The 23,573-nt window shown below is 66.5% G+C and carries 23 protein-coding genes; 15 read left to right on the top strand and 8 right to left on the bottom strand.

Annotation, left to right across the window (positions count from 1 at the left end):
• Nucleotides 1-13: 13 nt before the first annotated feature.
• Nucleotides 14-1,009 (bottom strand): Zn-ribbon domain-containing OB-fold protein, encoded by a 996-nt coding sequence (locus tag A5750_RS17675; RefSeq protein ID WP_067264540.1) that lies wholly within the window; start codon nucleotides 1,007-1,009, stop codon nucleotides 14-16.
• Between the two features lie 64 nt (nucleotides 1,010-1,073).
• Here A5750_RS17675 and A5750_RS17670 point away from each other — a divergent pair, with 64 nt between their 5' ends.
• The 3 genes from A5750_RS17670 to A5750_RS17660 are packed head-to-tail and all read left to right on the top strand — an operon-like array spanning nucleotide 1,074 to nucleotide 4,067.
• A complete protein-coding gene (locus tag A5750_RS17670) occupies nucleotides 1,074-2,105 on the top strand; it encodes an LLM class F420-dependent oxidoreductase (RefSeq protein ID WP_066955967.1) in 1,032 nt (343 codons plus the stop codon).
• Nucleotides 2,106-2,148: 43 nt separating this feature from the next.
• Nucleotides 2,149-2,865 carry an acetoacetate decarboxylase family protein gene (locus A5750_RS17665; protein WP_067264537.1) on the top strand — a complete coding sequence of 239 codons (717 nt, stop codon included), beginning with the start codon at nucleotides 2,149-2,151 and terminating at the stop codon, nucleotides 2,863-2,865.
• Nucleotides 2,862-4,067, top strand: coding sequence for a cytochrome P450 (locus A5750_RS17660; protein WP_066955216.1), 1,206 nt, complete (start codon nucleotides 2,862-2,864; stop codon nucleotides 4,065-4,067). Before A5750_RS17665 ends, A5750_RS17660 begins: the two co-directional genes overlap by 4 nt.
• 66 nt (nucleotides 4,068-4,133) lie before the next feature.
• Here A5750_RS17660 and A5750_RS17655 read toward each other — a convergent pair whose 3' ends face one another.
• Complete coding sequence (locus A5750_RS17655) at nucleotides 4,134-4,973, bottom strand: hypothetical protein (protein ID WP_067264535.1); 840 nt, start codon at nucleotides 4,971-4,973, stop codon at nucleotides 4,134-4,136.
• Between the two features lie 112 nt (nucleotides 4,974-5,085).
• Complete coding sequence (locus A5750_RS17650; protein WP_156664353.1) at nucleotides 5,086-5,928, bottom strand: crotonase/enoyl-CoA hydratase family protein; 843 nt, start codon at nucleotides 5,926-5,928, stop codon at nucleotides 5,086-5,088.
• Between the two features lie 39 nt (nucleotides 5,929-5,967).
• Between A5750_RS17650 and A5750_RS17645 the strand changes: the two genes are divergently transcribed.
• From A5750_RS17645 to A5750_RS17630, 4 genes are read left to right on the top strand one after another with little or no spacing between them, the layout of a single operon-like run.
• On the top strand, nucleotides 5,968-7,602 hold the full coding sequence (locus A5750_RS17645) for an acyl-CoA synthetase (RefSeq protein WP_066955208.1): 1,635 nt from the start codon (nucleotides 5,968-5,970) through the stop codon (nucleotides 7,600-7,602).
• Entirely contained in the window at nucleotides 7,599-8,366 is a 768-nt protein-coding gene (locus A5750_RS17640; RefSeq protein ID WP_066955205.1) for a fructosamine kinase family protein, read from the top strand. Before A5750_RS17645 ends, A5750_RS17640 begins: the two co-directional genes overlap by 4 nt.
• Nucleotides 8,367-8,389: 23 nt before the next feature.
• A complete protein-coding gene (locus tag A5750_RS17635) occupies nucleotides 8,390-9,214 on the top strand; it encodes an amidohydrolase family protein (protein ID WP_066955963.1) in 825 nt (274 codons plus the stop codon).
• Nucleotides 9,211-10,761, top strand: a complete 1,551-nt coding sequence (locus tag A5750_RS17630; protein WP_066955202.1) for an acetolactate synthase large subunit — start codon at nucleotides 9,211-9,213, stop codon at nucleotides 10,759-10,761. The genes A5750_RS17635 and A5750_RS17630 overlap by 4 nt, the downstream gene beginning before the upstream one ends.
• Here A5750_RS17630 and A5750_RS17625 read toward each other — a convergent pair.
• The 5 genes from A5750_RS17625 to A5750_RS17610 all read right to left on the bottom strand — a co-directional run bounded on the left by A5750_RS17625 (nucleotide 10,747) and on the right by A5750_RS17610 (nucleotide 15,624).
• Nucleotides 10,747-11,469 (bottom strand): serine hydrolase, encoded by a 723-nt coding sequence (locus A5750_RS17625; protein WP_066955199.1) that lies wholly within the window; start codon nucleotides 11,467-11,469, stop codon nucleotides 10,747-10,749. The genes A5750_RS17630 and A5750_RS17625 overlap by 15 nt on opposite strands.
• Before the next feature lie 88 nt (nucleotides 11,470-11,557).
• Nucleotides 11,558-11,782: a hypothetical protein gene (locus tag A5750_RS25470; RefSeq protein ID WP_082948226.1), complete on the bottom strand. Its 225-nt coding sequence runs from the start codon at nucleotides 11,780-11,782 to the stop codon at nucleotides 11,558-11,560.
• Nucleotides 11,769-13,316, bottom strand: coding sequence for a long-chain-fatty-acid--CoA ligase FadD17 (gene fadD17 / locus A5750_RS17620; protein ID WP_067264532.1), 1,548 nt, complete (start codon nucleotides 13,314-13,316; stop codon nucleotides 11,769-11,771). The genes A5750_RS25470 and fadD17 overlap by 14 nt, the downstream gene beginning before the upstream one ends.
• A 4-nt stretch (nucleotides 13,317-13,320) precedes the next feature.
• Nucleotides 13,321-14,418 (bottom strand): acyl-CoA dehydrogenase family protein, encoded by a 1,098-nt coding sequence (locus A5750_RS17615; protein WP_067264529.1) that lies wholly within the window; start codon nucleotides 14,416-14,418, stop codon nucleotides 13,321-13,323.
• Nucleotides 14,419-14,445: 27 nt separating this feature from the next.
• Nucleotides 14,446-15,624, bottom strand: a complete 1,179-nt coding sequence (locus A5750_RS17610; RefSeq protein WP_066955190.1) for an acyl-CoA dehydrogenase — start codon at nucleotides 15,622-15,624, stop codon at nucleotides 14,446-14,448.
• 201 nt (nucleotides 15,625-15,825) lie between these two features.
• Between A5750_RS17610 and A5750_RS17605 the strand changes: the two genes are divergently transcribed.
• The 8 genes from A5750_RS17605 (at nucleotide 15,826) to A5750_RS17570 (ending at nucleotide 23,559) form a co-directional block, all read left to right on the top strand.
• Entirely contained in the window at nucleotides 15,826-16,017 is a 192-nt protein-coding gene (locus A5750_RS17605; protein ID WP_066955960.1) for a ferredoxin, read from the top strand.
• Between the two features lie 33 nt (nucleotides 16,018-16,050).
• The gene (locus A5750_RS17600; protein WP_066955187.1) at nucleotides 16,051-16,965 is read left to right on the top strand and encodes a 3-oxoacyl-ACP reductase; all 915 of its coding nucleotides are present in this window, start codon (nucleotides 16,051-16,053) and stop codon (nucleotides 16,963-16,965) included.
• A gap of 236 nt (nucleotides 16,966-17,201) precedes the next feature.
• Nucleotides 17,202-17,966, top strand: coding sequence for an ABC transporter permease (locus A5750_RS17595; RefSeq protein WP_066955184.1), 765 nt, complete (start codon nucleotides 17,202-17,204; stop codon nucleotides 17,964-17,966).
• 7 nt (nucleotides 17,967-17,973) lie between these two features.
• Entirely contained in the window at nucleotides 17,974-18,816 is an 843-nt protein-coding gene (locus tag A5750_RS17590) for an ABC transporter permease (protein WP_066955180.1), read from the top strand.
• Between the two features lie 19 nt (nucleotides 18,817-18,835).
• On the top strand, nucleotides 18,836-20,038 hold the full coding sequence (locus A5750_RS17585) for a virulence factor Mce family protein (RefSeq protein ID WP_067264525.1): 1,203 nt from the start codon (nucleotides 18,836-18,838) through the stop codon (nucleotides 20,036-20,038).
• On the top strand, nucleotides 20,038-21,090 hold the full coding sequence (locus A5750_RS17580) for a virulence factor Mce family protein (RefSeq protein ID WP_066955174.1): 1,053 nt from the start codon (nucleotides 20,038-20,040) through the stop codon (nucleotides 21,088-21,090). Before A5750_RS17585 ends, A5750_RS17580 begins: the two co-directional genes overlap by 1 nt.
• On the top strand, nucleotides 21,080-22,144 hold the full coding sequence (locus tag A5750_RS17575) for a virulence factor Mce family protein (RefSeq protein ID WP_066955170.1): 1,065 nt from the start codon (nucleotides 21,080-21,082) through the stop codon (nucleotides 22,142-22,144). The genes A5750_RS17580 and A5750_RS17575 overlap by 11 nt, the downstream gene beginning before the upstream one ends.
• Entirely contained in the window at nucleotides 22,141-23,559 is a 1,419-nt protein-coding gene (locus tag A5750_RS17570) for a virulence factor Mce family protein (RefSeq protein ID WP_082959141.1), read from the top strand. The genes A5750_RS17575 and A5750_RS17570 overlap by 4 nt, the downstream gene beginning before the upstream one ends.
• The last annotated feature ends 14 nt before the right edge of the window (nucleotides 23,560-23,573 follow it).

Raw genomic sequence — 23,573 nt, 5'->3', positions numbered from 1 at the left:
ACAGGTAGGCCCTTTACAGGTGGTGCTTGTAGGTGTCGTACTCGGCGTCGGGTTCCCCTGTCGGCCGGAAGTACTCGATGTTGTCGATGCCAAAGCCCCACTCCTCGCGGGGTTTCCACACCGCTTCCACGCGCATCCCCATCCGCACCTCGTGGGCGTCGATGTCGGCGACCAGGTGCAGGAAAGGGATGTCGGCTCCGTCGAGCAAGACATAGGCCGCCACGTACGGCGGTTTGATGCGCTGCCCCTGGAACGGGATGTTGATGATTGCGAACGTCGTGACCGTGCCCTTGTCCGGCAGCTCGACGAACTCGGTGGTGGGCTGTCCGGTGGCCGGGTCCGCGCCGTGCGGCGGGAAGTAAACTTTGCCGTTCTTGCCGGTCCGCGCGCCCAGCAGCTTGCCCTGGGCGATGGCGCGCAAGTAGGCGCTCTCCTCGTGGGAGGCGGTGTGCTGAATCGTCAGCGAGATCGGTGTGACGATCATGGTCACCGGATCCTGTTCGCCCCCCGCGTGTTCGGACGCGGGTTCGGCTTCCTCGCCGAGTGCGAAGTAGGCGATGTCGGTGATCGCGCCCACCGGTTCGTCGGCCCAGTGCACGTGCACCCGGGAGCCGCTCTTGATGGCGGAAGGACTGCCCGCGTCCACGGCATGCATCAGCGGGGTGTCCGCGCCGTCGAGCTTGATCAGCGCCCAGGCGAACGGACGGTCCAACGGCTGGCCCTCGATCGGCTCGGGTTGCCACGTCCAGGACACGACGGTGCCGACGCTGGAGACCGGTACCATCTCGCCCAGCGGCTCGTAGGTAACCGGGTCATATTCCGCCGGTGGAACGTGCACCCGGCCATCGGATCCGCGCACCCCCAAGACATGGCGCTCACGCAGTGCGGTGAAGAACTTGCTTAGCGTGGGGCCGACCGAACGGGTGTAGTCGAACGACAACGTCAGTGGCGCGGAGAGCGGTGGCTCAGGGTGATCCGTCAAGGTCGGGCTGCTCGAGCTGGCTGTCACGCCATCGAGTAGAACAGGTTCTAAGAACGGTTTCAACATCGGGTCGCCGGAAGGGTCAATGACGATGAAGCTGGGGTTGCAGCTCGGGTATTGGGGCGCTCAGCCGCCGGAGAATCACGCGGAGCTCGTAGCCGCGGCGGAGGAAACCGGTTTCGACGCCGTGTTCACCGCCGAGGCGTGGGGGTCCGACGCCTACACGCCGCTGGCCTGGTTGGGATCGTCGACCCACCGGCTCCGGCTGGGCACCTCGGTGATCCAGCTGTCCGCGCGCACCCCGACGGCAACCGCGATGGCCGCGCTGACGCTCGACCACCTGTCCGGCGGCCGGCACATCCTGGGCCTCGGTGTCTCCGGCCCGCAGGTGGTCGAGGGCTGGTACGGCCGGCCCTTCCCCAAACCACTCGCCCGCACCCGCGAGTACGTCGACATCATGAGACAGGTGTGGGCGCGAGAGAAGGCTGTGACCAGCGACGGACCGCATTATCCGTTGCCGCTGACGGGGGAGGGGACGACCGGTCTGGGCAAGGCGCTCAAGCCCATCACCCACCCATTACGCCCCGACATCCCGATCATGCTGGGGGCCGAGGGGCCGAAGAACGTCGCGCTGGCCGCCGAGATCTGCGACGGCTGGCTGCCGATCTTCTACACGCCGCGGATGGCGGATACCTACAACGAGTGGCTCGACGAGGGCTTCGCGCGGCCCGGGGCGCGGCGCAGCCGTGAGGACTTCGAGATCTGCGCGACCGCGAACATCGTCATCACCGACGACCGTGCTGCCGCCTTCGCGGCCATGAAGCCCTATCTGGCCCTCTACATGGGCGGCATGGGCGCCGAGGACACCAACTTTCACGCCGACGTATACCGCCGGATGGGCTACGCCGAGGTGGTCGACGAGGTGACCAAGCTCTTCCGCAGCAACCAGAAGGATAAGGCTGCGGCGATCATCCCGGACGAGGTCGTCGACGACGCCGCGATCGTCGGCGATATCAACTACGTCCGTGAGCAGGTCAAGGTCTGGGAAGCCGCCGGCGTCACCATGATGGTGGTCAACGGACGCAACGAGGCGCAGATCAGGGAGCTCGCCACGCTGACCTGACCCGCTATTGCCGAACGAATAGAACACGTTCTAGATTGGCCCGATGACAGCCTCGCAGCACACCATCGCGGGCACGGTACTCACGATGCCGGTACGAATCCGCCAGGCAAATCAACATATGGCGATGTTCTCCGTCGACGCCGACGCCGCGCAGCAGATGATCGACTACAGCGGCCTGCAGGTCTGCCGCTACCTTCCCGGCCGCGCGATTGTGGTGCTGATGTTGATGCACTACATCGACGGCGACCTGGGCCGGTACCACGAGTTCGGCACCAGCGTGATGGTGAACCCGCCCGGCTCGAACGCAAGCGGGCCGCGTGCCCTGCAGTCGGCCGGCGCCTTCATCCACCACCTTCCCGTCGACCAGGCGTTCACCCTGGAAGCGGGAACCAAGATCTGGGGCTACCCGAAGGTGATGGGCGACTTCACCGTTCGGGAAGGCCGACGGTTCGGTTTTGACCTCAGCATCGACGGCCAGCCGGTGATCGGCATGGAATTCCGCCGCGGCCTGCCGCTCCGGCTGACCCCGCGCCAGCAAGCGCAACGCACCTACTCGCACCGCGACGGAGTCACCCGCGAGACCGCCTTCGAGCACACCCTGGACGGCGTGCGCACGCGATTCGGCGGGGTGAGCATCCGGCTCGGCGAGCATCCGTACTCTAAAGAGCTTGCTTCGCTTGGTCTTCCGAAGCGTGCCATGGTGTCCAGCTCTGTTGACCGCGTACAAATGTCCTTCGGTGATGCCCAGGAGATCTCATGACCGCCAGCGAGTTGAAGACCAAACCCGATATCGACCTCACCGACGGGACTTTCTACGCCGGCGACTCTCGGCCCGTCTACAAGTGGATGCGCGAGAACGAGCCAGTCTTTCGGGACCGCAACGGATTAGCCGCCGCCTCGACCTATCAGGCGGTGATCGAGGCCGAGCGCAACCCGGAGTTGTTCTCCAACGCCGGCGGCATCCGCCCGGACCAACCGGGCGTCGAGATGATGATCGAGATGGACGATCCGCAACATCTGTTGCGCCGCAAGCTCGTCAACTCCGGCTTCACTCGCAAGCGCGTCAAAGACCTGGAATCCAAGATTGTTTCGCTGTGCGACACGCTGATCGACGCGGTGTGCGAACGCGGCGAGTGTGACTTCGTCTGGGACCTGGCCGCGCCGCTGCCGATGGCCGTCATCGGCGACATGCTCGGCGTGCGGCCGGAAGAGCGCACGATGTTCCTCAAGTGGTCCGACGACCTGGTCGGCGCGTTGAGCAGCACCGCGGCCGAAGCGGACGTCCAGGTCACCATGGACGCTTTCGCGGCCTACAGCCAGTACATGATGGGGATGATCGAGGCCCGCAAGAAGCAGCCGACCGACGACCTGGTCAGCGTGCTGGTGCACGCAGAGGTCGAGGGCTCACGGCTCGAGGACCACCAGATTGTCACCGAGGTTTTGCTGCTGTTGATCGGCGGCGACGAGACCACGCGGCACACGCTCTCCGGCGGGACGAGGCAGTTGCTGTTGCATCCCGATCAGCACCGGCGCCTGGCGGCCGATCTGAGCTTGCTGCCCAACGCGATCGAAGAGATGCTCCGCTGGACCGCGCCGGTGAAGAACATGGCACGCACGATCACCGCCGACACCGAATTCCACGGCACCCAACTGCACCAGGGCGAGAAGATGATCCTGCTGTTCGAGTCGGCGAACTTCGACGAGAAGGTTTTCGACGAGCCGGAGACCTTCAACATCGAGCGCTACCCGAACAACCACCTCGCCTTCGGCTTCGGGACGCATTTTTGCCTCGGCAACCAGCTCGCCCGGCTGGAGCTGTCGATCATGCAGACCCGGCTGCTGCAGCGCCTGCCGGACATGCGGTTGGCTTCGGACGCCGACCTGCCGTTGCGTCCCGCCAACTTCGTGTCCGGCCTGGAGAAAATGCCGGTGGCGTTCACACCGAGCGCGCCGCTGGGGTAGGCGCCCTACCGCTCTTCGCCGAGCGTGATCTGAGGGCGAGAAAATCGGCCGAAACCAACCATGTGTTCACGTTCGGCGGGTCCAGGCGGCGGCCACGCGTGCGAGGATGCCGCCCCGCGTGTCGTCGGCCGTGACCCGGATGGCCATCCATCCGAGGTCGGCCAGCGCTTCGTAGCGGGCGATATCCCGGCTGAATTGCCTGCGATCGGTGCGATGGTGATCACCTTCGTATTCGACGGCCAGTTTGACGTCCTCCCAACCCATGTCGAAGACCGCGACGAGCTCGCCGTATTCGCCGTAAACCGGAATCTGGGTGCGCGGCCGCGGATAGCCGGCCTCGATGAGCAGCAGCCGCAGCCACGTCTCGCGCGGCGATTCCGCGCCCGCGTCGACGAGTGTCAGCGCGCGCCGCGCCCGGCGGATGTTGCGATGACCTTTGTAGCGTTCGGCGAGTCGTTGGACCTGATCGACATTCAGCTTGGTTGCCCGGGCCAGCGCATCGATGGCCGCGACCGCCCTTCCGGTGGGATTCCGGCAGGCAAGGTCGAAAGCGGTGCGCGTCGAGGTGGTAGCCGGTATTCCGCCGATCAACTGGATTTCGCCGGGAGCGACGCTCTCCGACCAGGTGCGGATTCCCGCCGGTGGACGACGGTGTTCGTACACCAACTGAGCCGGGCCGCGGTGGTCGACCCATTTGGCGTCGTGCAATGCCGCAGCGGACTGTCCCGCGACCACGCCGCGCCGCCGTGACCACAACCATGCGGCGTGGGCGCGCGTGACGGCGGTGAGATCCGTGTCGCGTTCGACATAGACGTCCGGGTGCAGCGCTACGAATCTGCTGCGCAACCGGTACCGCGTCAGTGCGCCCGATGCCAGCGCCTCGCTGCCGATGAATGGTTCCCGCATGCCGGCAGTGTGGCGCGGGGGACTGACAGAATGCCGAACGTGACGTCAGGGCGAAAAACCGGCCGAAATGTGGCCCTCTGTTCACGTTCGGCGCGAAGGCGCCAGCGGAGGGTTACTTGTTCTGGAAGTTGGGCTTGCGCTTCTCGGCGAACGCCCGGGGGCCTTCCTTGGCATCGTCGGACAGGAACACCTTGATGCCGATCTGAGTGTCGATCTTGAAGGCCTCGTTCTCGTGCATGCCCTCGGTCTCGCGGATCGCCCGCAGGATCGCCTGCACGGCCAGCGGGCCGTTGTTCTCGATGATCTCCGCGATCTCGAGCGCCTTGGTCAACGCCTGGCCGTCCGGCACCACATGCCCGATCAGGCCCATCTCCTTGGCTTCAACGGCGGTGATGTGCCGACCGGTCAGCAGCAGGTCGCACGCGACCGTGTAGGGGATCTGCCGCACCAGCCGCACGGCCGACCCGCCCATCGGGTAGAGGCTCCACTTGGCCTCCGAGATGCCGAATTTGGCGCTCTCGCCCGCGATGCGGATGTCGGTGCCCTGCAGGATCTCGGTGCCCCCGGCGATCGCGGGTCCTTCGACGGCCGCGATCAGCGGCTTGGTCAGCCGGCGGCCCTTCAGCAAAGCGTCGATTCGCGACGGGTCGTAGCTGCCGTCCTTGAACGACTCACCCGGCGGCTTCTTGGTTGCCGCCTTGAGGTCCATGCCGGCGCAAAAGTAGCCACCGGCCCCAGTCAGGATGCAGCAGCGGATGTCCGGATCGTTGTCGACGCGGTCCCAGGCCTGCACCATGATTTCCATCATTTCGGTGCTCAGGGCATTGCGGGCGTGCGGCCGGTTCAACGTGACGATCAGGGTGTGGCCGCGCTGTTCGACGAGGGCGTCCTGTCCCGTTTGTTCGTTTGCTGGAGCCTGAGCCACGGCTACTGCCTTTCCGTCGACGAGGGGCATGAGCTTGTCAAGAAATGTAACACGTTCTAATTTGGTGCCGTGGCCCTGAATATTGCCGATCTCGCAGAGCACGCCATCGACGCTGTGCCGGACCGTGTCGCCCTGATCTGCGGCGACGAGAAGCTGACCTACGCCCAGTTGGAGGAGAAGGCCAACCGCCTGGCCCACTACCTGATCGACCAGGGGGTGAAAAAGGACGACAAGGTCGGGCTGTACTGCCGTAACCGCATCGAGATCGTCATCGCGATGCTCGGCATCGTGAAGGCGGGCGCCATCCTGGTGAACGTCAACTACCGCTACGTCGAGGGTGAGCTTCGCTACCTGTTCGACAACTCCGACATGGTCGCCCTGGTCCACGAGCGCCAGTACTCCGACCGGGTGGCCAACGTGCTGCCGGACACCCCGAACGTCAAGACGATCCTCGTCATCGAGGACGGCTCCGACAACGACTACCAGCGCTACGGCGGCGTCGAGTTCTACTCGGCGATCGCCCAGGGCTCCCCCGAGCGCGACTTCGGCGAGCGCAGCGCCGACGACATCTACCTGCTCTACACCGGCGGCACCACCGGCTTCCCGAAGGGCGTGATGTGGCGCCACGAGGACATCTACCGGGTGCTGTTCGGCGGAACCGATTTCGCGACAGGTCAATTCGTCGAGGACGAGCACGACCTGGCCAAGGCCGCGGCCGCCAATCCGCCGATGGTGCGCTACCCGATTCCGCCGATGATCCACGGCGCCACCCAGTCGGCCACCTGGATGTCGATCTTCTCGGGCCAAACCACCGTGCTCGCACCGGAATTCAACGCCGAAGAGGTGTGGCGCACGATCCACGAGCACAAGGTGAACCTGCTGTTCTTCACCGGCGACGCGATGGCACGCCCGCTGCTCGACGCGCTCGACACCGACCACGACTATGACCTGTCGTCGCTGTTCCTGCTCGCCAGCACCGCGGCGCTGTTCTCGCCGAGCATCAAGGAGAGGCTGCTCGAGCTGCTGCCCAACCGGGTCATCACCGACTCGATCGGCTCCTCGGAGACCGGATTCGGCGGCACCAGCATCGTCGCGAAGGACGCGCCGCACGCCGGCGGCCCGCGCGTGACGATCGACCACCGCACCGTCGTCCTCGACGAGGAGGGCAATGAGGTGAAGCCCGGCTCGGGTGTGCGCGGGTTCATCGCCAAGAAGGGCAACATCCCGGTCGGCTACTACAAGGACGAGAAGAAGACCGCCGAAACGTTCAAGACCATCAACGGGGTCCGCTACGCGATCCCTGGGGACTGGGCCCTGGTCGAGGAGGACGGCACCGTGACGATGCTGGGCCGCGGCTCGGTGTCGATCAACAGCGGCGGCGAGAAGATCTACCCCGAGGAGGTCGAGGCGGCGCTCAAGGGCCACCCCGACGTATTCGACGCGCTGGTGGTCGGTGTTCCCGATCCCCGCTACGGCCAACACGTGGCCGCCGTCGTGCAGCCCCGCCCGGGTGCCCGGCCGTCGCTGGCGGAGCTGGACCGCTTCGTGCGCTCCGAGATCGCCGGATACAAAGTGCCCCGCAGCCTTTGGCTGGTCGACGAGGTGAAGCGGTCACCGGCCGGTAAGCCCGACTACCGCTGGGCCAAGGAGCAGACGGAGGCACGTCCGGCCGACGACGTGCACGCCGCCCACGCGACCGCTTGAGCGACTTCGTCAAGCAGCACCCGGCCGCGCCCAGCAATTACTTCGCGTGGGAGGCCGCCGGATTGCGGTGGCTGGCCGGCGTCGACGGGGGTGTGCCCTGCGCGGACGTTGTCTCCGTCGACGCGACGAGCCTGACCCTGCGGCGGCTTGATTCGGCGCTCCCGACCCCGGAGGCGGCGCTCGCGTTCGGCGGCCACCTCGCCGTGACGCACGACGCCGGCGCCCCCGACTTCGGTGCCGGGCCCGACGGCTGGGACGGACCCGGGTTCTTCGGGCCGCTGTCCCAGCCGCTGCCGATGTCGCTGCGGCGGCACCGCCGCTGGGGCGACTTCTACGCGGAGGAGCGGCTGATCCCGATGGCGGAGCTGGCCGCGCCGCGGCTCGATGCTTCCACCCGAAGCGCCATCGATTCCGTCGTAGCGCGTTGCCGCTCGGGCGATTTCGACGACGACGACCGGCCCGCCCGGCTGCACGGCGACCTGTGGGGCGGCAACGTGATGTGGACGCCCGACGGGGTGGTGCTGATCGACCCGGCCGCGCACGCCGGTCACCGCGAAAGCGACCTCGCGATGCTCGCGCTGTTCGGCTGCCCGCACTACGACGCCATCGTCGCGGGCTACGAACGGGTGCGGCCGCTGCGCGCCGGATGGCGCAACCGCACCGGGCTGCACCAGCTCTTCCCCCTGCTGGCGCACGTCGTGCTGTTCGGCGGCGGGTACGCCCAGCGGACGCACGCCTGCGCCCGCGCCGCGCTGGCCCTCTGACACCGCGTCTACTCTTGATCGCGATGACGGTCGATGTGTGGATGCAGCATCCCACTGCGCGGTTCCTGCGCAGCGACATGCTGGCATCGCTGCGGCGTTGGACCGGTGACTCCATACCGGACGCCGACGTCCCGATCGAGGCGAGCATCGCGACCATGGACGCGGCCGACGTCCGGTTCGGCCTGCTCAGCGCGTGGCGCGGGCCCGGCGGCCAGGATTTGATCTCCAACGACGAGGTCGCCGAGTGGATTCGCCTGCATCCGAACCGGTTTGGCGGGCTGGCCACCGTCGACCTCGATCGCCCGATGGAAGCGGTTCGTGAACTGAGGCGCCGCGTTCGAGAGGGATTCCTGGGCCTACGGGTGGTGCCGTGGCTGTGGAACGCGCCACCCACCGACCGCCGCTACTATCCGCTGTTCGCCGAATGCGTGGAGCTGGGGGTGCCGTTCTGCACCCAGGTGGGCCATACCGGTCCGCTGCGACCATCGGAGACCGGCCGTCCGATCCCCTACATCGACCAGATCGCGCTCGACTTTCCCGAGCTGGTGATCGTGTGTGGCCACGTCGGGTATCCGTGGACCGAGGAGATGGTTGCCGTCGCCCGCAAGCATCCGAACGTCTACATCGACACGTCGGCCTACACGATCAAGCGACTTCCGGATGAGCTCGTCCGGTTCATGAAAACCGCTACCGGACAACGCAAGGTCTTGTTCGGCACCAACTATCCGATGATGACTCACGCGCACGCCTTGGCGGGATTGGCGGACCTCGGTCTGGCCGACGAGGGCCGCCGGGACTTCTTGCACGGCAACGCCGGGCGCGTTTTCAAACTGGAGGCAATTACGTGAACGGTGCCCAGGCCCTGATCAACACCCTGGTCGACGGTGGCGTCGACGTGTGCTTCGCCAACCCGGGCACCTCGGAGATGCACTTCGTGGCCGCGCTGGACACCGTCCCGCGCATGCGCGGTGTGCTGGCCCTGTTCGAGGGAGTCGCGACCGGCGCGGCCGACGGCTACGCCCGTATCGCCGGCCGGCCGGCCGCAGTGCTGCTTCACCTGGGTCCCGGCCTGGGCAACGGCCTGGCGAACCTGCACAACGCCCGGCGCGCTCAGGTGCCGATGGTGGTGGTCGTCGGCGACCACGCCACGTACCACAAAAAGTACGACGCCCCACTGGAATCCGATATCGACGCGCTCGCGGGCACGGTCTCGGGGTGGGTGCGTCGCACCGAACACACCGCGGACGTCGCGTCCGACGCCGCCGAGGCGATCGCCGCCAGCCGCGCGGGCTCGCAGATTTCGACGCTGATCCTGCCCGCCGATGTGTCCTGGTCGGACGGGGCGCAACCCGGCGGCACCGTGCCCGCGGAACCCGCGGGGGCCGAGCCGCGGTTGGCGTTCGAAGTGATCGAGGTGCTGCGCTCCGGCGAACCCACGGTGCTCATGATCGGCGGTGACGCCACTCGCGGCCCGGGTCTTGCCGCCGCCGTTCGGATCGCGCAGGCGACCGGCGCCCGCGTGCTGTGCGAGACGTTCCCGACCCGGCTGGAGCGCGGCGCGGGCGTTCCCGCCGTCGAGCGGCTGGCCTATTTCGCCGAGGCTGCTACCGCCCAACTCGACGGTGCCAAGCATCTGGTGCTGGCCGGGGCCAAGTCGCCGGTGTCGTTCTTCGCCTACCCGAACATGCCCAGCGACCTGGTCCCGGCCGGCTGCGAGGTGCATCTGCTTGCCGGGCACAGCGGTGCCGCCGAGGCGCTCGCCGCGGTGGCCGACGAGGTCGCGCCCGGAACGTCTGCCCCGGTGGCGGCCGCGGCGCGGCCGCAGCTGCCCACGGGTGTCCTGACGTCCGCGTCAGCGGCCGACGTGATCGGCGCGCTACTGCCGGAACGGGCGATCGTCGTCGACGAGTCGAACACCTCGGGTGTGCTGCTCGCCCAGGCCACGGCGGGGGCGCCGGCCCATGACTGGCTGACGCTGACCGGCGGGGCGATCGGATACGGCATCCCGGCCGCCGTGGGTGCCGCGGTCGCCGCACCCGATTGTCCGGTGCTCTGCCTGGAATCGGACGGGTCGGCGATGTACACGATCTCCGGATTGTGGACTCAGGCGCGGGAAAACCTGAACGTGACCACCGTGATCTACGACAACAGCGCCTACGACATCCTGCGGATCGAGTTGGCTCGGGTGGGCGCCGGATCGGCTCCCGGGCCCAAGGCGCTGGACCTGCTGGACTTGTCGCGCCCCACAATGGATTTCGTCAAGATCAGCGAGGGGATGGGAGTGCCCGCCCGCCGCGTCGCCACCGCGGAGGAACTCGCCGACGCGCTGCGTCAAGCCTTGAGCGAACCCGGGCCGCACCTGATCGACGCCGTGGTGCCGTCAATAACGGGCTAACCCGGGAAGCCGGCTGAGGACCCACTCGGCCATTGTGTTCAGGACCTCGACGCCTGTTTCCAACACCCCGTCGTGAACCGTGGCCGCCAGCGCCACGCCCCACTGCCCCGATGGCGTGGGTACGATGCCGAACTGCCGCACCAGGTAGTCGCCGTGCATGCCGGGCCCCCAACCGCCCTTGGCCGCAAGGCCTTTGGCGGCCAGCCCCCAGCGATGGCCGCTGGTGAGGCGCTGCATCAGGTCGATGACGTCGGCCGAATCGGGGATCGACGGCAGCTCGGCGGCGAACCGCGCCTGCCGCTGCAGGGTCCACTGCGTCTGGCCGAACGCCGTATACCCACGCCGAAGCCGGCGAGATTCGACCACGGTGGCCGTGTCACCGCCCTCGGCGATAACCGCCTGCACCCGCCGTGCCGCTTCCCCCGGATCGCCCAAACGGGACCACAATTGCTCCGATGCGCGATTGTCGGATTCCGTGATCGCCTTGACGGCCAGGTCCTTGGCGTGCAACCAATCGCAACGCAGCGCGGCGATCGCCAACGGCACCTTGATGGTCGACCATGCGACACCGGACCACCACCGGCCCAACGAGTAGGTGCGATCCGGTCGGGCGATCGCAATGCCGACGTCCGCCGGTACCGTGGCGGAAAGCTGATCAAAGCTCGCTTCGAGCGCTGTCTCCAGAGGCCGGCTGATCGGACCAACCATCGCGTCTCCTTCGACGACATGTCTGTGCAGTGTCGCATTATCGTCGACCCGTCTTGACGCCCAGCGCGACAACGGTGACGGCGCGTCGCTAGCTCGGCGGCAGCGGCGGCAGCGGCGGTGACTCCTCCTGCGGCGGAGGCTGCCATGGGTCGGGCTCCGGTGTCTGCGGCGCCCACACCAGTGGCGGCGGGGGAGGCAGCGGAGGTGGCGGTGGCACTGGCTCCGCCACGGCGAAACCGGCGCCCAACCCGAGCGCGGCCGGGCCGAGGCACGCGAGAAGAGCCGACCCGGCGATCACGTTACGAAGTTTCATCACCCGCGGACGTTCCTCTCTCCCGTTGCGGCTGTATTCGCACCACCGGATCGTCGCAGTCGACACCCTCCGCCGCCAACTGGCGCTTGAGCACCTTGAAGGTCACCGTGCGCGGAAGTTCGGCGCTGACCCGGACGTAGGACGGCCACTGCTTGGGCCCCAGGTCGGGCTGCTCGGCCAGGAAGGCGCGAAACTTCTCGGCATCGAACTCGGCCCCGGCAGCCAGCACCAAAGCGGCCATCACCTGGTCACCGACCACCGGATCCGGCACCGCGTAGACGGCCACCTCGGTCACGTCCGGGTGGCGTAACAGCACCCGTTCGATCGGCGCGGCGCCGAGGTTTTCACCGTCGACGCGCATCCAATCGCCCAGCCGTCCCGCGAAGTACGCGTAGCCGGCGGCGTCGCGGTAGGCGAGGTCGCCGGTGTGATATACCCCGCCGGACATCCGCTCGGCCTCGGCGGCCTCGTCGTTGTAGTAGCCCTCGAACCGCCCCGGCCCGGCGGTGTTCACCAGCTCGCCGACCACGCCCGCCGGACAGGGTGCACCGGTGTCGGGGTCGACGATCTCGACGCCCTCGGGCAGCGGGCCCAACGCACCGTCCGGGGTGTCCGGGGTGCGCGCGATCGCCACCCCGCCTTCGGTGGAACCGAACCCGTCCTGGACCACACAGCCGAATCGGCGCGCGAAGCGTTCGACATCGCGGGGCACGCCCTCGTTGCCGTAGACCGCCCGCAGCGGATTGTCCGCGTCGTCGGGCTGCTCCGGCGTGGCCAGCACGTACGACAGGGGCTTGCCGACGTAGTTGGCGTAGGTGGCGCCGAAGCGGCGGACATCGACCAGGAAGTTGGACGCGGAGAACTTGCGCCGCAACGCCAGCGAGCCCTGGCAGGCCACCGCCACCGCCCAGCCGACCAGCACCGCGTTGGAATGAAACAGCGGCATCGACACGTAACAGACGTCGTCGTGGCCGAGGTCGAATCGCTGCGTCATCGTCACCCCCGCGATCGCGACCTTGCCGTGGCTGCACTTGACCGCCTTCGGCTCGCCACTGGTACCCGAGGTGAAGATCAGCATGAAAAGGTCTGCGGCCGTTGCCGATTGGAAGTGCGGCTCGACATCGCGATGTGCGGAAACTTCGTCGGCCCACTCGGTGGAGTCGACGTTGACGTAGTCGATGCCGCCAAGCGACTCGGCCGAATTCGAGTCGGCCAGCACCACCTGGCAGTCGGCATGGGCGATGTCACGCGCCAGCGCGTCACCGCGGCGCACCGGGTTGAGGCCCACCGGCACGATCCCTGACATGCCGGCCGCCGTCAGCATCGCCGAGAAGAACGGGGTGTTCTCCAGCAGCACGCCGACGTGCGGTGGCCTCGACGGGTCGAGGCGGTCACGCAGGGCCGCCGCGATCGCGGCGCCGTGGCGCAGGTGATCGCGCCAGCTGACGTACGAGTCTTCGAAATAGACGCCGCGGTCCTCGATCTCGGCCAGCGGTACCAGCAGCCTGGTGACCGTGGGGTCGGGAGGAAGCACGAAACTAGGCAGGGGTTTCCGCCAGCTCGCGGCCGATCCGGCGCAGCTGGCCGGTGGCCCCGCCCAACGCGAACTCGGCCTCCTTGGCGGCCAAGAAATAGCGGTGAACCGGGTGGTCGGTATCGACGCCGACGCCGCCGTGCACGTGCACGATGGTGTGCGCCACGCGGTGCCCGGCGTCGGCGGCCCAGAACGCGGCGCTTGCCACGTCGATGTCGGCGGGAACGTCCTCGGAGACCTTCCACGCCGCCTGAGTCAGCGTGAGCCGCAAGCCTTTGACGTCGATGTAGCCGTCGGCCAGCCGTTGTGACACCGCCTGGAAGCTACCGATCGGACGATCGAATTGCTCCCGCTCACGGGCGTATTCGGCGGTGAGCTGCAGTCCACGTTCCAGCACTCCGAGTTGGAAGGCGCTGCGGCCCAGGGCCGCAAGTATGTCGAGCCAGACGACGACCTCGGCGCCGCCGACCATCCGGGTACCGTCCACCTCGGTCCCGTCCAGCGCCAGGTGCCCGACGCTGCCCAAGCCGGTGGTCTGCAATGGGGTCACCGAAACGCCGGGATCTCCGGCGGCAACCACGAAAACGGCCGTGCCTGAATCGGTCTCGGCGGGAACGAGGAAGCCGTCGGCTGCCGGCCCGAAGCCGACCTGGGTGCGGGTACCTGTGAGGCGATAGCCGTCGCCGGCGCGGGTGGCCTGCACCGGACCCTCACCCATCTCGCCCAGCAGCGCAACGGCGAGGATCTTCTCGCCACTGACCGCCGGGGCGCCCCAATCCTGTTGCAGCTCCTCGGTTCCGAAGCGGGCCAATGCGCCGGCGCCCAGCATCACCGACTCCAAGTAAGGCACGGCCGCCAACTGGTGACCCAACGCCACCAGAATGGCGACCTGCTCGAGCACCCCGAATCCATCGCCGCCCACCGAGGTGGCCGAAGCGCTGGTGAGGATGCCGGCGTCGACGAGCTTGCCCCACAGCTCACGGTCGAACCGTTGGTCCAGCTTGTCGAGCTCACGCTGGCGCTCCGGTGTGCATACCGAGTTCACGATCGTGTCGACCAGGCCGCCGAGATCGTTCGCCGCTTCGGTTGTCGAAAAGTCCATCGATGTTCGTCCTTAGGAAGAGGGGGCTCAGCGGTTTCGGGGCAGGCCCAGCGCGACCATGCCGATGATGTCGCGCTGCACCTCGTTGGTGCCGCCGCCGAAGGTCAGGATCAGGCACGCGCGATGCATCCGCTCGACCCGGCCACGCAGCAGCGCGCCCGGCGAATCCTGGCGCACCGTCGCCGCGGTCCCCAGTACCTCCATAAGCAGCCGGTACGCCTCGGTGGCCAGTTCGGTGCCGTACACCTTGGCCGCCGACGCGTCGGCCGGCGACAAGGACTCGCTGTTCGACGAAGCCAGTTCCCAGTTGATCAGCTTGAGCACCTCGGCCTTGGCGTGCACCCGGGCCAGGTTGATCTGCACCCATTCCGAGTCGATCAGCCGGGCCCCGCCGGCATCCTTGGTGTTCTGCGCCCACTCGCGAACCTCGCGGAGGGCCAAAAAGATCGGTTGCGGCGACACGAGAGCGACGCGTTCGTGGTTGAGCTGATTGGTCACCAGCTTCCAGCCGCCGTTCTCCTCGCCGACCAGGTTGGTCACCGGGACTCGCACGTCGGAGTAATAGGTGGCGCTGGTGTCCACACCGGCCATGGTGTGCACGGGCGTCCAGGAGAACCCCTCCGCGGTCGTCGGCACGACCAGCATCGAAATGCCGCGGTGCTTCTTGGCTTCCGGGTTGGTGCGGACGGCCAGCCAGACCCAGTCGGCGTAGGCGATCAGGCTGGTCCACATCTTCTGGCCGTTGATGACGTAGTCATCTCCGTCGCGGACTGCGGTGGTACGCAGGTTCGCCAGGTCGGTGCCGGCGCCCGGCTCGGAGTAGCCGATGGAGAAGTGCAACTCCCCGGCCGCGATCTTGGGCAGGAAGAATTTCTTCTGTTCCTCGGTGCCGAACGCCATGATGGTCGGCGCCACACTGTTGATCGTCAGGAACGGCACCGGCACGCCGGCGATCGCGGCCTCGTCGGTGAAGATCAGCGAGTCCATCGGGGAGCGGTCCTGGCCGCCGTACTCCTTGGGCCAATTCAGGGTCAGCCACCCGTCCTTGCCCATCTGCGCGACGGTGTCGCGATAGGCGGTGCCGGTTCCCACCTCGCCCTGCGTCGAGTGCAGCGCCTCCCGACGCTCGGGGGTCATAAGCGTGGTGAAGTACGACCGCAGCTCGCGACGCAGCTCCTCCTGTTCAGGGGTGTAACTGATGCGCATTCCAGCCGTCCTTTGTTAACGTGACACGCCTCGACTAGCCGACGTTACTCGGCCGACGACTACCCGTTCGTCTTCCCGGTTGTAACACGTTCTAGTCTGAGATTCCAGCGGCCGTTTCCCCGGCGGTATCGGGGCCCTATGGTGGTCCTACATACTGATGGGGCACGTCCTCAGGTGAAGGCCAGGTGCAAGGAGGGTGCTGTGCGGGTGATCGTCGACCGTGACCGGTGTGAAGGTAACGCTGTGTGCATGGGAATCGCGCCGGATATCTTCGACCTGGACGACGACGATTACGCCGTCGTGAAGCTCGACCCGATTCCCGCGGACCAGGAGCAGTTGGCCGAGCAGGCGATCGCCGAGTGTCCGCGAGCCGCGCTGTTGCGCGAAGACTGAAGTGCGCCACCAGAAACTAGAGGTATTCATAAATTGACTAGCAGCACGAACGCGACCGATCTCTCCGGAAAGGTTGCGGTGGTGACCGGTGCGGCCGCGGGACTGGGCCGGGCCGAGGCCCTCGGCCTGGCTCGGGCGGGCGCCACCGTCGTCGTCAACGACATCGCCGCCGCCCTCGATGCCTCCGACGTCATCGACGAGATCAATGCCGCCGGCTCCAAGGCGGTCGCGGTGGCCGGCGATATCAGCGAGCGGGCAACCGCCGACGAGCTGGTCGCCCAGGCCGATGGTCTCGGTGGACTCGACATTGTGGTCAACAACGCGGGGATCACCCGCGACCGGATGCTGTTCAACATGTCCGACGAGGAATGGGACCTGGTGATCGCCGTGCACCTGCGCGGCCACTTCCTGCTGACCCGCAACGCGGCCACCTACTGGCGCTCCAAGGCAAAGGATGCCGGGGGAACCGTCTTCGGCCGGCTGGTCAACACTGCGTCGGAGGCGGGCCTGGTCGGCCCGGTGGGTCAGGCCAACTACGGCGCCGCCAAGGCCGGCATCATCTCGCTCACCCTGACGGCCGCGCGGGCGCTGGGTCGCTACGGAGTGTGCGCCAACGCGATTTGCCCGCGCGCCCGCACCGCCATGACGGCCGACGTCTTCGGTGCCGCACCCGAGGTCGAGGCGGGCGGCATCGACCCCCTGTCACCTGAGCATGTGGTCAGCCTGGTCAAATTCTTGTCATCGCCGGCGGCCGCGGAAGTCAACGGTCAGGTGTTCATTGTCTACGGGCCCCGGGTGACACTGGTTGCGGCCCCGACCGCTGAACATCAATTCAGCGCCGCGGGTGAGGCGTGGGAGCCTGCGCAACTGAGCGCGACGCTGCAAGAGTACTTTGCTGGGCGGGATCCGGAGCGGAACTTTTCCGCGGTCGGGCTGATGGAGCAATAGCTGTGTGAGGTTACTTCGTGGGGGGGAATCAGCAGTAAGAACGTGTGTCAGTTTGGAATGGCGTAAGCGCATCTGACCTGGCAAGTTAACGTTTCAGACAAGGAAATGCTGTTCGTTGACAGCATTAACTTGTTCTGGGTTAATATGATCCGGCTCACACCGAGCCGCATGCGACGAACGACACCGCTAAGGCGACGCATAGACTTCGCCGCGAGCAGCTGAGGGGGGTAGCCAAGTTGATGCAGCAGCTTGCCGTTCCCGCCCGCGCAGTCGGCGGGTTCTTCGAAATGATGATCGACACCGGCCGGCAGTCTTTCCGCCGGCCGTTCCAATTGGGCGAATTCCTGGAACAGACGTGGATGATCGCGCGCGTCTCGCTAGTCCCCACGCTGCTGGTATCGATCCCATTCACTGTGCTGGTGGCGTTCACGCTCAATATCCTGCTGCGTGAAATCGGCGCCGCCGACTTGTCCGGCGCCGGAACGGCCTTCGGCACCATCACCCAGCTGGGTCCGGTGGTGACCGTGCTCGTCGTCGCGGGTGCCGGTGCCACCGCGATCTGCGCCGACCTCGGTGCGCGCACCATCCGCGAGGAGATCGACGCGATGCGGGTTCTGGGCATCGACCCGATCCAGCGGCTCGTGGTACCCCGCGTGCTGGCCTCCACTGTCGTTGCGCTCCTGCTCAACGGCTTGGTGTGCGCCATCGGCTTGTCCGGCGGTTACGTGTTCTCGGTCTTCCTGCAGGGCGTCAACCCCGGCGCCTTCATCAACGGGCTGACGGTGCTGACCGGCCTGCGTGAGCTGGTGCTCGCCGAGGTCAAGGCGCTGCTGTTCGGTGTGATGGCCGGCCTGGTCGGCTGCTATCGCGGCCTGACCGTCAAGGGCGGCCCCAAGGGCGTCGGCAACGCGGTCAACGAAACCGTGGTCTACGCGTTCATCTGTCTGTTCGTCATCAACGTGGTGATGACCGCCATCGGCGTGCGAATCTCGGCGAAGTGAGCACTCGATGAGCTACGACGTCACCTACCGGTTGCGCAACCTCGCCTTCCGGCTGCAGGAGCCGATCGACGACTTCGGTGAGCAGGCGTTGTTCTACGGCCAAACTGTCCGATACGTCCCGAATGCCCTCACCCGCTACCGCAAAGAGACGGTCCGGCTGATCGCCGAGATGACAATGGGCGCCGGGGCGCTCGTCATGATCGGCGGCACGGTGGGCGTCGCGGCCTTCCTGACCCTGGCCTCCGGCGGGGTCATCGCCGTGCAGGGGTATTCGTCGTTGGGCAACATCGGCATCGAGGCGCTGACCGGCTTCCTGTCGGCTTTTCTCAACGTTCGCGTCGTCGCGCCGGTGATCGCCGGCATCGCGCTGGCGGCCACCATCGGCGCCGGTGCCACCGCGCAGTTGGGCGCCATGCGGGTATCCGAGGAAATTGACGCGGTCGAATGCATGGCGGTGCACTCGGTGTCCTACTTGGTGTCCACCCGGCTGATCGCCGGACTGATCGCGATCATCCCGCTGTATTCACTGTCGGTACTGGCGGCGTTCTTCGCCGCCCGCTTCACCACGGTGTACATCAACGGCCAGTCCAAGGGTCTCTACGACCACTACTTCAATACGTTCCTCATCCCGTCGGACCTGCTGTGGTCGTTCCTCCAGGCGATCGTGATGTCCATCGCGGTGATGCTCGTCCATACCTATTACGGCTATAACGCCAGCGGCGGCCCGGTCGGCGTCGGCATCGCGGTCGGCCAGGCCGTGCGCACCTCGCTGATCGTCGTCGTCGTCATCACACTGTTCATCTCACTCGCTGTCTACGGCGCGTCCGGTAACTTCAACCTCTCCGGGTAAGTGGACCGCTTAAAGGAACATGGCAAACACAGGAATGCGACGTAGCTCCGTCCGGGTGGCAGCAGTGGTGCTGGCCAGCCTGATACTGGCGTTCGCCCTCGTGACTTACCTTTCCTACACAGCGGCTTTCGCCTCGATCGACAAGGTCACGGTCTCGGCTCCGCGGGCCGGGCTGGTGATGGAGAAGGGCGCCAAGGTCAAATACCGGGGCATCCAGATCGGCAAGGTCGAGGCCATCGACTACTCCGATGACCAGGCGCGTCTGACGCTGGGCATCAACAGCGACGACATGCGCTTCATTCCCTCCAATTCGCCGGTGCATATCGCGGGTAACACCATATTCGGCGCCAAGTCGGTCGAATTCCTTCCGCCGCAGAACCCTTCTCCGACCTCGCTACGTCCCAACGCGCACGTTGCGGCCTCCGCGGTGCAGCTGGAAGTCAACACCCTGTTCCAGTCGCTGATGGACCTGCTGCACAAGATCGACCCCGTCGAGCTCAACGGGACGCTGAGCGCTTTGTCCGAAGGTCTGCGTGGGCACGGCGACGACTTCGGCGGCATCTTGTCGGGCCTGAACACATTGACGCGCCAGGCAAACCCGAAGCTGCCTGCGCTGCAGGAGGATTTCCGTAAGGCCGCTGTCGTCACCAACATCTATGCCGACGCCGCTCCGGACCTGAACACCATCTTCGACAACCTACCGACGATCAACAAGACCGTTGTCGACCAGCAGAACAACCTCAACGACACCTTGCTGGCCACCATCGGCCTGGCCAACAACGCCTATGAGACGTTGGCGCCGGCCGAGCAGAACTTCATCGACGCCATCAACCGGCTGCGGGCCCCGCTGAAGGTGGCCGCGGACTATTCGCCCGAATTCGGCTGCCTGTTCGCGGGAATCGAGCGCGGTATCAAGGAATTCGCCCCGCTGCTCGGTGTCCGCAAGGCGGGACTGTTCACGTCCTCGAGCTTCGTGCTCGGTGCGCCGGCGTACACCTTCCCCGAGTCCCTGCCGATCGTCAACGCCTCCGGTGGACCGAATTGCCGCGGGTTGCCGGACATTCCGACGAAACAGACCGGCGGGTCGTTCTTCCGGTCGCCGTTCCTGGTCACCGACAACGCGAACATTCCGTACGAGCCGTTCACCGAACTGCAGTTCGACGCGCCCTCGACGCTGCAGTTCTTGTTCCACGGCGCCTTCGCGGAACGGGACGACTTCTGATGGCCGCGGGGGAGATGCCGACACACCGCTCGATGATGATCAAGGTCAGCATCTTCACGGTGGCCATGCTGCTGGTATCCGCGGGACTTGTGGTGGTCTTCGGCGACTTCCGATTCGGTCCCGAAAGCACTTACCACGCAACGTTTACCAACGTGTCGCGGTTGAAGGCGGGCCAGAAGGTGCGTATCGCCGGCGTGCCGGTCGGTGCGGTGTCCGGCGTGAAGCTCAACCAGGACAACACCATCGACGTGTCGTTCGGACTCGACAAGCGCTACACGCTCTATTCCTCCACGCGCGCGGTGATCCGCTACGAAAACCTGGTCGGTGACCGGTATTTGGAGATCACCTCGGGACCCGGGGAGCTGCGGAAGCTGCCGCCGGGCGGGACGATCAACGCCCAACACACCCAGCCCGCACTGGATCTCGATGCGCTGCTGGGCGGGCTTCGGCCGGTGCTCAAGGGGCTGGACGCGGACAAGGTCAACACGATCAGCAGCGCCGTCATCGAGTTGCTGCAGGGCCAAGGCGGCGCGTTGTCCAACGTGCTGGCCGACACCAGTGCGTTCTCGTCGGCGTTGGGCCAGCGGGACCAGCTCATCGGTGACGTGATCAACAACCTCAACACCGTGCTCAAGACCGTCGATGAGCGCAGCGCCCAGTTCTCGACCAGCGTGGACCAGTTGCAGCAATTGATCAGCGGGCTCGCCAAGAACAAGGACGACATCGCGGGCGCCATCCCGCCGCTGGCCTCGACCACGACGGATCTGACCGAGCTGCTGCAGAATTCGCGCCGGCCGCTGCAGGGCATTCTGGAGAACACCCGGCCGCTGGCGACCGAACTGGACGACCGCAAGGCCGAGGTCAACAACGATGTCGAGCAGCTTGGCGAGGATTATCTGCGGCTGGCCGCGTTGGGCGCCTACGGCTCGTTCTTCAACATCTACTTCTGCTCGGTGACGATCAAGATCAATGGCCCGGCGGGCAGCGACATCCTGCTGCCCCTCGGCGGCCAGGTGGATCCCAGCAAGGGGAGGTGCGCTTTTGCCAAGTAACGCAAAGCGTGAGCGCGATCCGCTGCGCACCGGCATCTTCGGGGTGGTGCTGGTGGTGTGCGTTGTGCTCATCGCATTCGGCTACGCGGGATTACCGTTCTGGCCGCAGGGAAAGATCTACGACGCCTATTTCTCCGACGCAGGCGGCATCAATCCCGGTAACGCGGTGTACGTCTCGGGCTTCAAGGTCGGCAAGGTGACGTCGGTCGGCCTCGCCGGAGACAGCGCCAAGATCAGCTTCAGCGTGGATCGCCATGTCGCCGTTGGGGATCAGTCACTCGCCGCGATCCGCACCGACACCATTCTCGGTGAGCGGTCCATCGCGGTAAGCCCGGCCGGCAGTGGCAGGTCGACAACGATCCCGCTCAGCCGCACGACCACGCCGTACACCCTCGCTGGCGCGCTGGAGGACCTGGGTCAAAACGCCAACAACCTGAACAAGCCTCAGTTCGAGCAGGCCTTGAACGTATTGACCGACACGCTGCACGACGCCACCCCCGAGCTGCGCGGCGCGCTCGACGGTGTGACGACGCTGTCGCGAACCCTGAACCGGCGCGACGAGGCGCTGCAAAGCCTTCTGGCGCATGCGAAGTCGGTTACGGGCGTGCTGTCCCAGCGCGCCGGCCAGGTCAACAAACTGGTCGACGACGGTAACGAGTTGTTCGCTGCGCTCGACGAGCGGCGAGCCGCCCTGGGGCGGTTGATCTCGGGGATCCAGGGCCTCTCGGCGCAGATCTCCGGCTTCGTCGCCGACAACCGTAAGGAGTTCGGGCCGGCGCTGAGCAAGCTCAACGACGTGCTGAGCAACCTCAACGAGCGCCGCGACTACATCACCGAGGCCCTCAAGCGGCTGCCGACCTACGCGACCGAGCTGGGCGAGGTCGTGGGGTCCGGGCCGGGATTCAACGTCAACGTCTACGGGGTGATCCCCGCGCCGCTGCTCGCGACGATGTTCGACTTCTTCTACCAGCCCGGCAAGATGCCGGCCAGCTTGGCCGACTACCTGCGCGGGCTGATCCAGGAGCGCTGGATCATTAGGCCGAAGTCGCCATGATGCGGCGAATCGCCGGCAGCCGGGGGCTGCGCTACACCACCGCCATCGCGCTCATCGCGGTGTTGGTGGGTGGCGTATATGTGCTGTCGTCGACCGGCAATACGCGCAGCATCGTCGGTTACTTCACGTCCGCGGTCGGGCTCTACCCCGGCGACCAGGTCCGGGTCGTCGGCGTTCCGGTGGGTCAGATCGACACCATCGAGCCGCGGCCCTCCGACGTCAAGATCACCATGTCGGTGTCCAAGGACGTGAAGATCCCGAAAGACGCCAAGGCCATCATCATGTCGCCGAACCTGGTGGCGGCGCGGTTCATTCAGCTGACGCCGGCGTACACCGGTGGCGCGGTGCTGCCCGACGGCGGGAGCATCGCCCTGGAACGTACCGGGGTTCCGGTGGAGTGGGACGAGGTCAAAGAGTCGCTGACGCAGCTGGCCGTGCAGCTCGGTCCCACCACGGGGTCGATGCAGGGGCCGTTGGGGCGGGCGATCAATCAGGCCGCGGACACGTTCAACGGCAACGGCGAGTCGTTCCACAACGCGTTGCGCGAACTCTCCCAAGCCGCTGGGCGGCTGGGCGATTCACGCAGTGACATCTTCGGCACGGTCAAGAATCTTCAGGTTCTGGTCAACGCGCTGTCGGCCAGCAACGAACAGATCGTGCAGTTCACCGGGAACGTCGCCTCGGTCTCCCAGGTGCTCGCCGACAGCTCGCGTCACCTCGACAACACCCTGGGCACGCTCAACAAGGCGCTCTCCGACATCCGGGGATTCCTGCACGAGAACAACTCGACCATCATCGATACGGTCAACAACCTCAACGACTTCGCGAAGACGCTGAGCGACCAGAGCGAGAATATCGAGCAGGTTTTGCACGTGGCGGGCCCCGGCATCGCAAACTTCTACAACATTTACGACCCGGCGCAGGGCACGCTCAACGGCCTGTTGTCGATTCCGGAATTCGCCAACCCCGTGCAGTTCATCTGCGGTGGGTCCTTCGAAACCGCGGCCGGGCCACGCGCGCCCGACTACTTCCGGCGCGCCGAGCTGTGCCGCGAGCGGCTGGGACCGGTGCTGCGCCGGCTCACGGTGAACTACCCGCCGATCATGTTCCACCCGCTCAACACGATCACGGCCTACAAGGGTCAGATCATCTACGACACCCCGGAAACTCAGGCCAAGTCGGCCACACCGGTTCCCGATCTCACCTGGATCCCGGCCAATGGTGCCAAGACGCCCCCCGCCGCCCAGAACCCGGCGGACCTGCAGGCATTGTTGGTCCCGCCGGCCCCGCAGACCGCCCCGGCCCCCGGCCAGGCGCCGGCCTTGGGTAATGCCCCCCCCCCCCCCCCCCCCGGTTGTCCTTGTCGCGGGCCAGGCTCGCCGAAAATCGGTTCAACCCGTCGACCGCATCGATGATGTCGTTGACCTGC

The organism is Mycobacterium sp. 852002-51613_SCH5001154, assembly GCF_001667425.1.
Lineage (GTDB): Bacteria > Actinomycetota > Actinomycetes > Mycobacteriales > Mycobacteriaceae > Mycobacterium.
Note: the sequence above shows the minus strand (reverse complement) of the source record. Positions and strands in the feature narration are given on the sequence as shown.